This window comes from Streptomyces sp. DF42, assembly GCF_058267695.1.
The window spans coordinates 8,985,534-9,000,287 of sequence record NZ_CM177859.1 but is presented as its reverse complement, the minus strand read 5'-3'; the positions used below and the strand labels follow the sequence as shown (position 1 = coordinate 9,000,287).

Annotated in this window: 6 protein-coding genes; all 6 read left to right on the top strand. The window is 72.8% G+C overall.

What is annotated here, in order from left to right:
• Window positions 1-56: 56 nt before the first annotated feature.
• Genes ACYUED_RS41380 through ACYUED_RS41355 form a run of 6 tightly spaced genes read left to right on the top strand, consistent with a single transcriptional unit; the run spans window position 57 to window position 14,737 of the window.
• Window positions 57-7,556: a beta-ketoacyl synthase N-terminal-like domain-containing protein gene (locus tag ACYUED_RS41380; protein WP_491289538.1), complete on the top strand. Its 7,500-nt coding sequence runs from the start codon at window positions 57-59 to the stop codon at window positions 7,554-7,556.
• A gap of 30 nt (window positions 7,557-7,586) precedes the next feature.
• A complete protein-coding gene (locus ACYUED_RS41375; protein ID WP_491289537.1) occupies window positions 7,587-9,206 on the top strand; it encodes a PfaD family polyunsaturated fatty acid/polyketide biosynthesis protein in 1,620 nt (539 codons plus the stop codon).
• Window positions 9,203-10,891: an acyl-CoA dehydrogenase family protein gene (locus ACYUED_RS41370; protein ID WP_491289536.1), complete on the top strand. Its 1,689-nt coding sequence runs from the start codon at window positions 9,203-9,205 to the stop codon at window positions 10,889-10,891. Before ACYUED_RS41375 ends, ACYUED_RS41370 begins: the two co-directional genes overlap by 4 nt.
• Window positions 10,891-12,696 carry an acyl-CoA dehydrogenase family protein gene (locus ACYUED_RS41365; protein ID WP_491289535.1) on the top strand — a complete coding sequence of 602 codons (1,806 nt, stop codon included), beginning with the start codon at window positions 10,891-10,893 and terminating at the stop codon, window positions 12,694-12,696. The genes ACYUED_RS41370 and ACYUED_RS41365 overlap by 1 nt, the downstream gene beginning before the upstream one ends.
• Window positions 12,693-13,457 carry a 4'-phosphopantetheinyl transferase family protein gene (locus tag ACYUED_RS41360; protein ID WP_491289534.1) on the top strand — a complete coding sequence of 255 codons (765 nt, stop codon included), beginning with the start codon at window positions 12,693-12,695 and terminating at the stop codon, window positions 13,455-13,457. Before ACYUED_RS41365 ends, ACYUED_RS41360 begins: the two co-directional genes overlap by 4 nt.
• Window positions 13,436-14,737 carry an NAD(P)/FAD-dependent oxidoreductase gene (locus ACYUED_RS41355; RefSeq protein WP_491289533.1) on the top strand — a complete coding sequence of 434 codons (1,302 nt, stop codon included), beginning with the start codon at window positions 13,436-13,438 and terminating at the stop codon, window positions 14,735-14,737. Before ACYUED_RS41360 ends, ACYUED_RS41355 begins: the two co-directional genes overlap by 22 nt.
• Window positions 14,738-14,754 lie beyond the last annotated feature (17 nt).

Here is a 14,754-nt window from a genome sequence, read left to right as displayed (position 1 = left end):
CGGACGGCCTTCCCCGACCGCCCGCCGGACCCGGCCCCTTGGAGGAGACAGCTGCAATGAGCAAGTTCGCCATCGTCGGGATCTCCTGCCTGTTCCCCGGCGCCCACACCCCGGACGACTTCCTGCACAACCTCCGCGCCGGCACGGACAGCCGACGTGACGGCGGCGAGGAGGTCTTCGGAGCACCGCTCGACGAGCGTGACCTCGACCCCCGCCACCGCATCACCTCCCGTCGCGGCGGCTTCGTCACCGACTTCCGCTTCGACCCGGCCGGCTACCGCCTGGACGCCGACCGCCTCTCCCGTCTCGACCGCCTCTTCCACTGGTCGATGCACACCGCCCGCGAGGCACTGCGCGACTGCGGCCTGGCCGACCGCCCCGAGATCCTGGCCCGCACCGGCCTCGTGATGGGCAACTACTCGTTTCCTACGCCGACTTCGGCGAAGGTCAGCGTCCCGCTGGCGCAGGAGGCCGTGCTGGCCGGGCTGCGCCGGGCCGGGCTTCCCGAGCTCGCCGGGCTGGAGGGGGCGCGCCCGCTGGTGGACCGCGACGCGATCGTTCCCGAGAACCTGCGGGTGAGCGGTTCGCCCGCCGCGGTCACCGCCGCGGCCCTCGGTCTCGGCGGACCGCGCTACTGCCTGGACGCGGCGTGCTCGTCGGCGCTGTACGCCCTCAGCCTCGCCTGCGGTCACCTCGCCTCCGGCCGGGCGGACGTGGTGCTGGCGGGCGCCGTATGCGCGCCCGACCCGACCCTGATCCACCTGTCCTTCTCCGACCTGCACGCCTACCCCGAGGACGGCTTCAGCCAGCCCCTCGACGGCCGCTCCGGTGGCATCGTCACCGGGCAGGGCGCCGGCATGGTCGCGGTCAAGCGGCTGGCCGACGCGCTGCGCGACGGCGACCGCATCCACGCCGTGGTGGACGGCATCGGTCTGTCGAACGACGGCGCCGGCCGCCACCCCCTCGTGCCGCGCAAGAACGGCCAGCTCGACGCGCTGGCCCGGGCGTACGCCGACGCTGGCGTCGACCCGTCCGACGTCGACTACCTGGAGTGCCACGCAACCGGCACGCCCATCGGGGACGCGACCGAGACGGAGTCCGTCGCGGAGTTCTTCGGCGCGCACGGCCCGGTGCCCCTGCTCGGGTCGGTCAAGGGCAACATCGGGCATCTGCTGACCGTCGCGGGACTGAGCAGCCTGCTCAAGGTCGTGCTGGCCATGGCGGACGGCACCATCCCGCCGACCGTCGGAGTGGCGGAGCCGATCAGCTCCCCGGACGGAAAGGTCGGCGCCGAGACCCTGGTCCGCTCCCCGCGCCGGTGGCCCGAGACCCCGGGCCCCCGACGGGCGGCGGTGTCCGCCTTCGGCTTCGGCGGCACGAACGCGCACGTCGTGCTCTCCGCCGCACCCGACACGGCGGAGCATGCCGCCGCCGAGCCCAGGACGCTGCCCGGGCTGGACGTCGTGGGCCTCGGGGCTGCCTACGGCTCGCTGGAGACGCTGGACGCCTTCGAGCGCGCCGTCCACCGCGGCGAGGACGCGCTACGGCCGCTGCCCGAGCGGCGCTGGCGGGGCCTGGACGCCGCCGAGGGCGGAACCCTCGACCGGGCCGGACTCACCGCACCGCACGGCGCGTTCGTCGACGGCGTCGAGGTCGACCCCGCCGAACTCCGCGTTCCTCCCGCCGACTTGCGCATCTACAACCCGCAGCACGCCCTGATGACCAGGGTCGCGGACGAGGCCCTGCGCGACGCCGGGTTCCGGCTCGGCACCGGGGGTCGCGACACGCCCGCCCCGCGCCGGGTGGCCGTGGTGGTGGCCGCGGAACTGGAGCCGTACACGCACGCCCGGCTGAGCCGGTACGGCCTTGCGGCGTTCCTGCGCACCGAGTTCGACCGGGCCGGGATCCAGCTCACCGAGGAGCAGCGGGCGGCACTCGCCGAGGTCGCCCGGGACGCCGTGGTGGACCCGATCGGCGCGAACGAGGTCCTGAGCTACATCGGCAATGTCATGGCCGGGCGGATCTCCTCCCGCTGGAACTTCACCGGCCCCTCGTTCACGCTCTCGGCCGAGGGCGCGGGCACCGCGGAGGCCCTGGAGGTCGCCCGACTGCTGCTGCTCGACCCGGAGTTGGAGGCGGTGCTGGTCGGCGCCGTGGATCTGGCGGGTTCGGCGGAAAGCCTCCTGACGGGCCCCCGGCCGGCCGCCGAGGCGGGGCTGTCCTTCAACGAGGGTTCCGGTGGGTGGCGGGTCGGCGACGGTGCGGGCGCCGTGGTCGTCACGCGCGCCGATGCGCTGCCGGGCCGGGTGCACGCCCGGATCGACGCGGTCGCGGTGCGCTACGGCGACACACCCGACGCCCTGGCCGAGGCCGCGACGGCGGCACTGGATGAGGCAGGGGTCGCCGCCGCCGACGTGGGATACCTGGAGGCCCACGCGGGTGGCACCGCCGACGCCGACCGCGCAGAGGTCGCCGCTCTGTCGCGGGTCTACCGGCACGGATCCGGCAGCACGGCGCTCGGCAGCGTCAAGTCCCAGCTGGGCGACACCGGTTGCGCCGCCGGGCTGGCCGGTCTGATCCGGGCCGCGCTGTGCGTCCGGCACGGCTATCTGCCCGGCACGCCCGGCTGGCGCCGCCCCGCCGACGACCTCGCCGAGCTCTTCGCCGGCTCCGCGTTCCACGTGCCCGACGCCTCGCGTCCCTGGCTGCGGGAGCGGTCCGAGGACCGTCGTCACGCCGCCGTGGACATCGTGGGGGCGAGCGGCTCCCACGCCCACGTGGTGCTGTCCTCCGTACCGGCTGCCGAACGTCCCCGTCCCGCCGCCGACTGGCAGCGCGCCGGCGGTCCCGTGCTGCTGGCGCTGGGCGCCGACACACCGGACGGGCTGCTGGCCGAGGCCGAGCGGCACCGCGCGCTGCTCACCGACGGGGCCGACCCGCGGGTGCTGGCACGTGAGGCGGCCGAGAATCTGGGGGCACGGGCGCTGCGCATCGTGCTCGTCGGAGGCGAACGTGCGGCGCTGATACGGCAGTTGGAGCTGGCGATCCGCGATGTTCCGGCAGCTCACGCCGAGCGCAGGGAGTGGGCCACTCCGGCCGGTTCCTTCTTCACGCCGCGGCCCATCGGCCCCTCCGGCAAGGTCGCGCTGGTCTACCCCGGGGCCTTCAACAGCTACCCGGGCCTGGGCGCCGACCTGTTCCGGGCCTTCCCCGGCCTGCTCGACCGCTTCGAGCGGCAGGCCACCGAGCCGGCCCGGATGCTGCGCGCCGCCCACCTCTACCCCCGCACCCTGGAAGCCCTCGACCGGCGTGGCCTGATGCGGCTGGAGGAACGGCTCGGCGACGACGTCCCGTTCATGCTCGCCACCGGCACGAGCTTCTCGATCCTCTACACCGCGCTCGTACGGGAGGTGCTCGGCGTCACCGCGCACGGCGGGTTCGGCTACAGCCTGGGCGAGTCGAGCATGCTGTTCGCGACGGGAGGCTGGGACCCGGCCGGCCGCAGTGACGCCCTGATCAGCGACAGCCCCGTCTTCCAGGACCGGCTGTGCGGACCGCGGCGCACGGTGCGGGAGTCGTGGGGTCTGCCCGAGCGGACGCCCGACGCCCAGGTGTGGGCGTCCCATGTGCTCCTTTCCCCCGCCGAGCCGGTGCGCGAGGCGCTCACCCGCTACGACCGCGTTTACCTCACCCACGTCAACACCCCGCAGGAGCTGGTGATCGCGGGCGACCCGGCCCAATGCCGCGCGTTCATCGCGGAGTTGGGCTGTCCGGCCGCCCGCTCTCCCGTCAACGTCGTCATGCACTGCCCGGTCGTGGACCCCGAACTCGACGCCCTGGCCCGCATGAACGACTACCCGCTCGGCTCGATCGGCGGCCTGGAACTGTTCAGTGCCTACGACTACCAGCCCCTGCCCGCCGAACGGCTGGCCGAGTCCCCTCGGCGCATCGCGCACACCCTGCGCTCCGAGATCGATTTCCCGCGCCTGGTGCGGGCGGCGTACGAGCGGGGCTACCGCTACTTCATCGAGGTCGGCCCGGGCGCCACCTGCTCGCGCTGGATCCGGGACACCCTGGGCGACGCCCCGCACGTGGCGGCCTGCGTGGACCGCCGGGGCGTTCCGGCCACCACACCGCTGGCCCACCTGGCGGCCCGGCTCGTCGGCCACGGTCTGCCGGTGGACCTGACCGCCCTGCTCGGGCCGGCCGCAGAGCCCGCTGCCAAGGCCCGCCGTCTGCCCACCATCCGGGTGGGCCAGGGAGAGGCCATCCCGCAGCGCATCGCCCGTGAGGCCGTGGCCGCGCTGTCGGGAGCCGGCCGCCCGGAGCGCACGATGCCGACTCACGCGCTCCGCGAGACGGTCCCCCCACCGAGTGCCCACCGCGCCGAGGCGCCCGTCGTCCACGCGCCCGTCGTCCACGCACCTGCCGTCCGCGCACCTGTCGCGCCGGCAACCGCGGGACCGTCCGCCGTGGCTTCCGTCGCTCCGACGGCCTCGAAGCCGTCCACGATCCCGGCCTCCGCCGCCCCGGCAACCCCGCCGTCCTCCACCACCTCCACACCCGCCGCCCCGGCAACCCCGGCACCGTCCGCCGCACCCGCCGTCCCGGCGACCGCGCCGAACCTGCCCCCCGTGCCCGTCCTTTCCATCCCGCCGGAGGAGTCCGCCGACATGCCCGCCGACCCGACCCTGGAAGTCACCGACGTGATCACCTTCGACGGCGATCCGGTCACGGTCCTCGCCTGGGGCGGCCCGCAGCCGCCGGTGGCCGCCACCCCGGCCGTGACCGCGCCCCCGCTCGCCGGACCGCCTGCGCCTGGGCCTGCGCCTTCCGCCCCCACCACCGCCGACCGCGGCCCCGCCGACCGCGGCCCCGCCGCCGACCTGGTACGGGACCTGCGGCGCGAGATGCTGGCCGCCCACGAGGTCGTGATGGAAACCCACCGGGTGCTCCAGGAGGCCACCCTCGACCGCACCGAGACCCTCCTCGACCGCACCCGGACTCCCCTCGGTCGCACCGAGGTTCCCCGCCGCACCCCGACTCCCGTCGACAGGTCGGCACCCCACAACTTCCGTCCTGTCGCGCCTGCTTCAGCCCCGGCAGCCCTCCCTCAGGTGCCCCCCACGCCCGAGCGCCCCGCCCAGGTGCCCCCCACGGTCCACGAGGGCGTCGTCTGGGACGAGGCTGCCCTGCTGGAGTTCGCCACCGGCTCCGTGGCCAAGGTCTTCGGCCCCGACTTCGCCGAGATCGACACGTACGGTGCCCGGGTGCGGCTGCCCGCGCCGCCCTACCACTTCGTCACCCGCGTCACCGAACTGGACGCCAGGCCGGGGGTGTTGGAGCCGTCCCGCATCACCACCGAGTACGACGTCCCCGAGGACGCCTGGTACGCCGTCGACGGCGGGGTGCCCCCGGCCGTGACCGTGGAGTCCGGCCAGTGCGACCTGCTGCTCGTCAGCTATCTCGGCATCGACTTCCGCAACAAGGGCGAGCGGGTCTACCGCCTGCTCGACAGCTCGCTCATCTTCCACGGCGGACTGCCCACGACCGGGCAGACCCTGCGCTACGAGATCTCCATCGACCGGTTCGTCCACCAGGGCGACACCACGATCTTCTTCTTCAGCTACCACTGCTACGCCGACGGGGAACTGATCCTCGAACTCAAGGACGCCTGCGCCGGGTTCTTCAGCAAGCGGGAGCTGGAGACCCCGCTCGGTGTCGTCCTCAACGACAAGGACCGCGCCCGGCGGGCAGCGCTGCCCAAGGGCACCTTCAAGCCGCTGGCGTACGCCCGCAAGCACCAACTCGACGCACACGACCTGGAACTGCTGGCTCAGGGCCGGCCCGGCGACGTCTTCGGCCCCGACCACGCGCAGGACCCGGGCATCAACCCGGCGCTGCGGCTGCCGGACGAGCGGCTGCGCATGGTCGACGAGGTCACCATCGACCGCAAGGGCGGCCCCTGCGAGCTCGGCTCGATCGGCGCGGTCAAGCGCCTTCAGCCGGACGGCTGGTACTTCACCTGCCACTTCCCGGACGACCCGGTGCTCGCCGGCTCGCTGATCGCCGAGGGCGCGGTCCAGTTGCTGCAGATCTACCTGATGCACCAGGGCATGCATCTCACGCTCCCGGACGCCCGCTTCCAGACGGTGACCGGGCGCCGGATCGACGTCCAGGTGCGCGGCCAGGTCACCCCGAAGGACGCCGAGATCCGCTACGAGGTCGAGGTCACCGAACTGACGCTGCTGCCGCGGCCGACCGTGATCGCGGACGTCCTCGTCTACCTCGGCGACAAGCCGGTGGTGCGGATGCAGAACCTTGGTCTGCAGATCGTGGAGAAGCCCGGCACGCCGTACCGGCCGGAGATCGGCGGTGTGCCGAAGTTCCTGGGCCGTCGTAACCGCAACGGCGAAGCCGCCATGATCAACGAGCTCCATCTGGCCCATTCCGCCAAGGGCCTGCTGGACATGGCGATGGGCCCGGAGTTCGAGATCTACCGCACCACCCGCGCCCCCTACATCCCCAACGGCGACTTCCAGTTCGTCGACCGGGTCATGTCCCTCACCGGAGAGCGTGGCGACCTGAGTCCCGGCGCGGAGATGGCCACCGAGTACGACTCCCCGGAGGACGCCTGGTACTACCGCGAGAACTCCTCGCCGTACATGCCGAACTGCGTCTACATGGAGAGCTCGCTGCAGGCGGCGATCTTCCTCGGCTACTACCTGGGCGCCACGCTCCGCCAGCCCGAGGAGGAGTACGCCATCCGCAACCTCGACGGCCGGGCGACCCTGGTCAAGGACATCGACCTGCGCGGCAAGACCATCCGGCACCACTCGAAGCTGCTGACGACAAGTGTCATCTCCGGTGCAGTACTGCAGAACTTCTCGTACGAACTGAGCGCCGACGGGGAGGTGTTCTACACCGGCGAGTCCCTCTTCGGCTACTTCAACGCCGACGCGCTGTCCAACCAGGTCGGCCTGGACAAGGGCACCTACCTCAAGCCGTGGATCGAGGCCGAGCAGCCGGCGGCCGACCGGGTGAAGCGGATCGAGCTGGGCGAGGGCTCGCCGGTCTTCCGCGATCCCGCGGGCGGTCGACTGCGCCTGCCCGACGGACGGTTCGACCTCGTCGACCGGGTCGATCTGGTTGCGGACGGCGGCCGGTACGGCGCCGGATATCTGCACGGCCACCGCAGCCTCCGGCCCGACGAGTGGTACTTCGACTGCCACTTCCACCGGGACCCGGTGATGCCGGGCTCGCTGGGCGTCGAAGCGGTGCTGCAGGCGATGCGCCTGTTCGTCCTGGACGGGAACCTCCCCGAGGGCATCGCCCGGCCGCGCTTCGCCATGGCCACCGGCGTCGAGACCCAGTGGAAGTACCGCGGTCAGATCCTGCGCGACGACCGCGAGTTGTTCTTCGACGTGCACGTCAAGGAGGTCCGCAGGGAGGCCGACCGGCTGCTGCTGATCGCCGACGCGGACCTGTGGAAGCCGGGTCTGCGCATCTACGAACTCACCGACGTAGCCATCGAAGTCCGTCCCGAAGCCGACTGACGTCGCCCCAGCCGAGGAGTTTGACTACCCATGAGCACGACACAGGACCCTCTCCGCTGGTCCGGACACGGATGTCCGAGCGTCGACTCGGCCGGAATCCACCAGGCCCTGGCCCAGGTGGAGCAGCCCGGGTTCATCGTCTCGACGGCGCGCGGGATCGGCGCGGTCGCGGGCGGCACGGCGGGCCCCGGCGGCAACGGCCCCGCCGTCCTGGCCGCCGTACCCGCTCTCCCGCCTCAGCGGCTCGGCTCGGCCGAGTTCCGGTCCGCGCACGGCGTACGGCAGTCGTACATGGCGGGCGCCATGGCCGGCGGGATCGCCTCCGCCGACCTGGTGATCGCACTGGCCCGGCAGGGCTTCCTCGCCTCCTTCGGCGCGGCGGGCCTGCTGCCGGAGACGATCGCGAAGGTACTGGGCCGGTTCGCCACCGAGATCCCCGGGCTGCCGTACGCCGTGAATCTCATTCACAGCCCGAGCGAGGAACGGCTGGAGCGCGAGGCGGTCGAGCTGTTCCTGCGGCACGGTGTGCGGTGCGTGGAGGCCTCCGCGTACCTCGGACTGAACGCGCACCTGGTCCGTTACCGGCTGGCCGGGCTGCGGCGCGAACCGTCCGGCCGGGTGGTCGCCGAGCACCGGGTCATCGCCAAGGTGTCCCGGGCGGAGACCGCCGAACGCTTCATGCGCCCAGCCCCGGCCGCACTGGTCGACACCCTGCTGCGGGACGGGCTCGTCACCCCGGAGCAGGCGCAGCTCGCCCACCATGTCCCGCTCGCGGACGACATCACCGTGGAGGCCGACTCCGGCGGCCACACCGACCGCCGTCCGCTGCCGGCCCTCTTCCCGGTCATCCTGCGTGTGCGCGACCACATCCAGCGCGAACACCGCTACGCCACCCCCATCCGGGTCGGTGCGGCGGGCGGCCTCGGCACCCCGGCAGCCGTGGCCGCCGCCTTCACCATGGGCGCGGCCTACGTGGTCACCGGCTCCGTCAACCAGTCCTGCCTGGAGTCGGGGACCTCACCGGCCGCCCGGGCGCTGCTCGCCCAGGCGGAGGTCACGGACTGCGTGATGGCGCCCGCGGCCGACATGTTCGAGATGGGGGTGGAGCTGCAAGTGCTCCGCCGCGGCTCGATGTTCGGGATGCGGGCCCAGCAGCTGTACCGCCTCTACCAGGCCTACGACGGCCTGGAGGCGTTGCCCGCCGAGGAGCGGGCGCGGCTGGAGTCGCAGCTGTTCCGCCGCCCACTGGAGGCGATCTGGCAGGAGTGCGTGGCGTACTTCAGCCGCCGCGACCCGGACCAGCTCGCGCGTGCCGCGGACAACCCCAAGCGCCGGATGGCGCTGGTGTTCCGCTGGTACCTGGGGATGGCCTCGCGCTGGGCGGTGACCGGCGAGGCCGACCGCACGGCCGACTACCAGATCTGGTGCGGCCCTTCGATGGGCAGCTTCAACGCCTGGGTCGCCGGCAGCTACCTCAGCTCCCCCGAGAACCGCACGGTCGCCGACGTCGCCCACCACCTGATGCGCGGCGCCGCCTTCCACACCCGCCTCGCCCAGCTGGCCACCGCGGGCGTGACCATCCCGTCCTCCGCGGCCGACTACCAGCCCGTGCCGCTGGAGCTGCCCGCCCTCACCGAGGCCGCCCGATGAGCGAGTTGACGCCGCAGGCCGTCGAGGAGCTCCTCGGGGATCCCGACGACCCTGCCAACCCGCACGGCTTCGCGGCCGCCGTCGCCCGCGACGAGGCCGACGCCCACCCGGACGAGCTGTGCCGCACGCTCGTCTCGGCAGGCTTCCACCTCAACTACCTGCCCAGGGAGTGGGGCGGCACCCTCGCCTCCTTCGCCGACAGCATGACTCTGGTGCGCGCCGCGGCCCGCCGGGACGTCAACGTCATGCCCGGGACCATGTTCAGCATCATCGCCGCCACCTGCCTACAACTGCACGGCAACGAGGAGCAGCGGCGTCGGGTGGCCGGCATCCTGACCCGCGGCGGCTCGGTGGGGTTCGCCCTGACCGAGGCCGACCACGGCAGCGATCTGCTGTCGGGCGAGGTGCGGCTCGACGAGGACGGCCGGCTGTACGGCGAGAAGTGGATGGTCGGCAACGGCCTGCGCTGCGAGGCCGTCTATGTGCTCGCCCGCACCGGCAAGCGTGGCCCGGGGGCGTTCTCGGCGTTCCTGCTGGACCCGGAGAGTGAGGGGCTGGTCCGTGAACCCGGCGCCCGCACCGGGGGCATGCGGGGCGTGGACACCGCGCGCTTGCGCTTCACCGGGCTGCGGGTTCCCGACGACGCGCTGGTCGGCAAGAAGGGTGAGGGGCTCGAAGTGGCCGTCCTCGCCCAGCAGGCCGTACGCCTGATGAGCATGGCCGGCAGCCTCGGCTGCGCGGACACCGCTCTGCGCCTGACGCTTGGTTTCGCCGCCGAGCGGCGGGTCGCCGGTCGGCCGCTGGCCGAATCACCGCACCCGCGCCGGGACTTGGCGATCGCCTCCGCGGCGCTGCTGGCCGCGGACGCGGTGGCGCTGGCCGCCGCCCGGGGCATCCATGTCGCCCCGGGGGCGTTCAGCGTCTGGGCGCTCGCCGCCAAGCATGTGGTGGCGGAGGCCACGGACGAACTGGTCCGGCGCTGTGCCGGCGTCCTCGCCACCCGCTCGGTGCTGCGCGAACAGGCGCCGGGCGCCGGGCTGTTCCAGAAGCTCCGGCGTGATGTGACCGTGGTCCGGGTGATCGACGCCAGCCCGCTGGCCAACCTGCGCGCGTACGCGGCGCAGATCCCCTCGCTCGCCGGGCGGGCGGACACAGCGGATCAGGACGTCCTGCGCCAGATCTTCGACCTGGACGCCGAGTTGCCGCCATACGAGCCGACCCGGCTGGACCTGGTCGTCCGTGGCGCGGATCCCGTGATGGGCCAACTGCCCGACGTCTCGGACTTCCTGGAGGACCGGACCGCGGCGCTCGTATGGCAACTCGGCGACGCGCTGGCCACGTTGGAGCGCGAGGCCGGTGCGGTACGGCGGCCCGGCGCCTGCCCCACCGCCCGGGTCGACCTGGCCGAGCGCTACGCATGGCTGCACGCGGGCGCCGCGTGCGTGCACCTGTGGTGGGCCAACCGCGGCCGTTCGCTGTACGGCGGTGAGCCGGGCGACCCGGGCTGGCTGCGGGCGGCCCTCGCCTTCCTGCTGGCCCGCGCCGACGGCGTCGACCCTCGCCGCGCGGGCGCCGACCTGCTGCCCGCCCTGGACACCACCCTGGCGCTCACCGGCGACAACCGGCTACTGACCGCCCTGCCCGTCCCTCTCGCTCCCGCCTCGCACCGGATGGAGAACTCCTGATGTCCCAGGCCGAGTTGACCGAACTCGCCGAGCGGCTCGAACAGTACCTCGGCGATCCGCACGACCCGGCGAGCCGGATGTCCTTCCCCGCCGTACTCGACCACGACGAGCGCGACAGCTTCCCGTACTCCTTCGTCAGCATGCTGCACCGTTGGGGCTTCCTCGACTACGGGCTGCCCGCCGAGCAGGGCGGCAAGGCCGGCAACCCGGAGACCGGGTTCACGCTGATGCGGCTGGTCGCACGCCGGGACGGGGCGACCGCGATCGCGCTGGGCCTGACCAACGCCGCGTTCACGCCCGTGTGGATCGCGGGCACCGACGAGCAGAAGCGCCGGCAGATCGACGACGTGCACGGGGGCGTCAGCATCGCGTGGGGGCTGTCCGAGGCCGCGCACGGCAGCGATCTGCTGAGCAATGAGGTGGTCGCCGAGAAGGTGCCGGGCGGCTACCGGGTGACCGGTGAGAAGTGGCCGATCGGCAACGCCACCTTCGCCGACCGCATGGTCGTCTTCGCCCGCACCGGGCCGCGCGGCGGCGCCGGGGACTATTCGATCCTCGTCGTCGACAAATGGCGGGCCGAGGCCGAGACGCTGCGCGAGACGCCGCTGCTCAAGCTGCACGGCGTGCGGGCCCTGGATCTCAGCGGCCTGCGGATGGACGGGGTGTTCGTGCCCGAGTCCGACCGCATCGGGGCCGAGGGGCAGGGACTGGAGATCGCCCTGAAGACCAGTCAGACGGCGCGGGTGGTGATCCTCAGCCTCGCCCTGTCGGGCGTGGACACCTCGCTGCGTACCGCGCTGGAGTTCGCGGGGGACCGGGTGCTGTTCAACACCCCGGTGATCGAGTCTCCCTACACCGGGCGCCAACTCGCCGAGTGCTTCTCCGACCTGATGGTGGCGGACGCGGTGTGCCTGGGCGCGGTGCGCAGCGTGCAGGCCTCGCCGGCGCAGGTGAGCGTGTGGTCGTCGGTGGCCAAGTACGTGGTGCCGACGCTCCTGGAGCAGACGCACTCCCGGCTGAGCGTGGTGCTCGGCGCGCGGACGTTCCTGCGCACGCATCCCCGTTTCGGCATGCACCAGAAGATGCTGCGCGACCTGATGGTGACGAACGTCGCCGACGGCAACACCGTCGTCAATCTGCGCAATATCGGCCACCAGCTGGCCTCCCTCCTGGAGAGGGCGCGTACGGCGAGCCCGGAGCTGCGCCGCCAGGCCGCGGAGCGCACCGCCGTGCTCTACGCCATGGACGCCGAACTTCCCCTCTACCGGCCGCACTTGCAGGAGTTGTCCAGCCGCGGTCTCGACGACGCGATCCTGGCCGCACCCGACGCTCTGGTACGGCTGCGGGTGCTCGCCGACCGGGCGGCCGACAAGGACCGCGACCGGCTGCTGCTCGCCGCCGACGTGGCCGGCGCGCTCCTCGCCAGGCTCGGCCCGTTGGAGGAGCAGGCCCAGCAGCTGCGCGCGGAGCTGGGCCGCGGGTACGCCACCTCGGCCGAGCTGTTCGACCTGGCGCAGGAGTACTGCCTGGTGCACGCGGCCACCGCGTGCGTGCACACCTACGTCCACTCGCAGGAGTCGATGGCCGCCCCGCTGCCGAGTGCCGCGCTGCTGCTGCTCCAACTGGAGCGGCTGAACCGGCAGTTGCACCCGTACGAGCCCTACCGCGACCCGACCGCCGCCGACGAGGTCCTGGCCGTACTCACGCGGCTGCACCACGAGAACCGGCTGCTGTCGCACTGGCCGATCACCCTGGCGGAGCGCACCGCCCCCACCGAGGGGGCCCGGTGCGCGGAAGCCCGGTGAGCGATGACACGCGGGCGATCGACGTATGGACGCTGCCCGAGCAGCGGGTGGCGGAGCTGGCCTCCCGTATGGGCGGAACGGCGCTGCTGAGTTCCACGGAGCGGGAGCGGCATGACCGTCTGCGCCGCCCGGCCTCCCGGCGGCGCTTCCTCGGCGGGCGTCTGCTGAGCCGGCTCGCCCTCAGCACCCGCGCCGAACTACCGCCGGACACCTGGCAGTTCGCCCTCACCCGCACCGGCCGGCCCGAGCCCCGTCCGGATCACGGACTGCGGTTCAACCTGTCGCACACCGATGGCCTGATCGTGTGCGTGGTCACGCAGGGCCGAGCCTGCGGGGTGGACGTCGAGCGCGTCCCCTTCGACCCCGACAAGACGCGCTTCGTGAGCGCCTACTTCGACACCGCCGACCGGTCCGGCCCCTACCGGTCCGCCATCTCGGACCTCGACCCGACCAACCGATGGGTGCTCACCGAGGCCTACCTCAAGGGCCTCGGTGTCGGACTGACCGACGGCCCGGCGGGCGTGCACTTCCGGCGGACCGGTGCCGGACGGTTCGCCGTCACCGACCACCGCAGGCCGGCCACCGCCGCGCCATGGCGGCTCCGGCTGGTGCGCCCGTACCCGGACCACCTCATCGCCGTGGCGACCGAGGGCGGCGGCACCCTGCGCCACCGCCACCCCGCCTGGGGCCGGCAGACCACGCCCCCCATTCCGCATCTCCCCCGGAAGGAAGACCTGCCATGCCCGAGCACACCCCGTTGAACATCGCCGTGATCGGGGCCGGCCCCGCCGGCCTGTCCGCCGCCTACCACCTGCGCGACCGCGCCCGCATCACGATCTTCGAGCGCGAGCACCGGCCCGGCGGCCACGCCAACACGGTGGAGGTCGAGGAGAACGGCCGGACCATCGGCCTGGACACGGCGTTCATCGTCTGCAACCGCCGCTACTACCCGCAACTGACCGCCTTCTTTGACGAGTTGGGCGTGGAGACCGTCGCCCACCCGGGCGGCTTCACCTTCTTCGACCTCGACAGCGGCCTGGAGTTCGGCACCGAGGAACTCGAGTGGGACGAGTCCGCCATCGAGGAGCGCTACGCCGCCGACCACCCGACCTTCCCGACGGTCTGGCGGGAGGCGCGCCGCTTCCACGAGGAGAGCCGCCGGGACTTCGTGCGCGGCCGGGCGAACATGTCGCTGGGCGCCTACCTCGACCAGGGCGGCTACGGCCAGGAGTTCCGCCACTCGTTCCTGATCATGCTGTGCTCGGCGGTCTGGTCGGTGCCCGCCGAGCTGATCTGGGAGATGCCGGCGGCGACGGTGATCGCGTTCTTCGTCGGCCACGACGAGGGCGGTCTCGGCGGGCAGCGGGTCGACTGGCGGACGGTGGGCGGCGGTTCGATCTCCTACGTCCGCAAGGCCCTCGCGGCGACCGGCCCCGACCTGCGGGTCTCCGCTCCGGCGGTCGCCGTACGGCAGGAGCAGGATCACGTCGCCGTGACCACGGCGTCCGGCACGGAGCGGTTCGACTACGCGGTGCTCGCCACGCACGCCGACGAGGCCCTCGCCATGCTGCACAACCCCACCGACGCCCAGCGGGCGGCGGTGGAAGGGGTGCGGTACAGCAGCTCCCGGGTCGTCCTGCACACCGACCCGTCCCTGATGCCCACGGACCGGGACAGCTGGATGTCCTGGAACTACGGCAAACGCCAGGTGGACGGCGAGACCCGTTGCTTCGTCACCTACTACCTCAACCAACTGCAGGACTTCACCGCCGAGCGGGACTACTTCGTCACCCTCGACCCGCCCGGCCCGGTGGACACCGCCTCGGTCCTCGCCGAGTTCGACTACACCCACCCGGTCATCGACATGGCTCTGCGCGAGCGGCAGTCGGTGATCTACGACGCCAACGAGGGCACCCGGGTGAAGCTGTGCGGGTCCTACTTCCACTCCAAGCAGCTGGGCCCGGACCAGATCGGTTCGCACGAGGCCGCGTTCGCGGCGGGCGCGGAGGCGGCAGCCCAGCTGCTGCGCGAACTGGGCTGAACCGGACGGATTCCAGG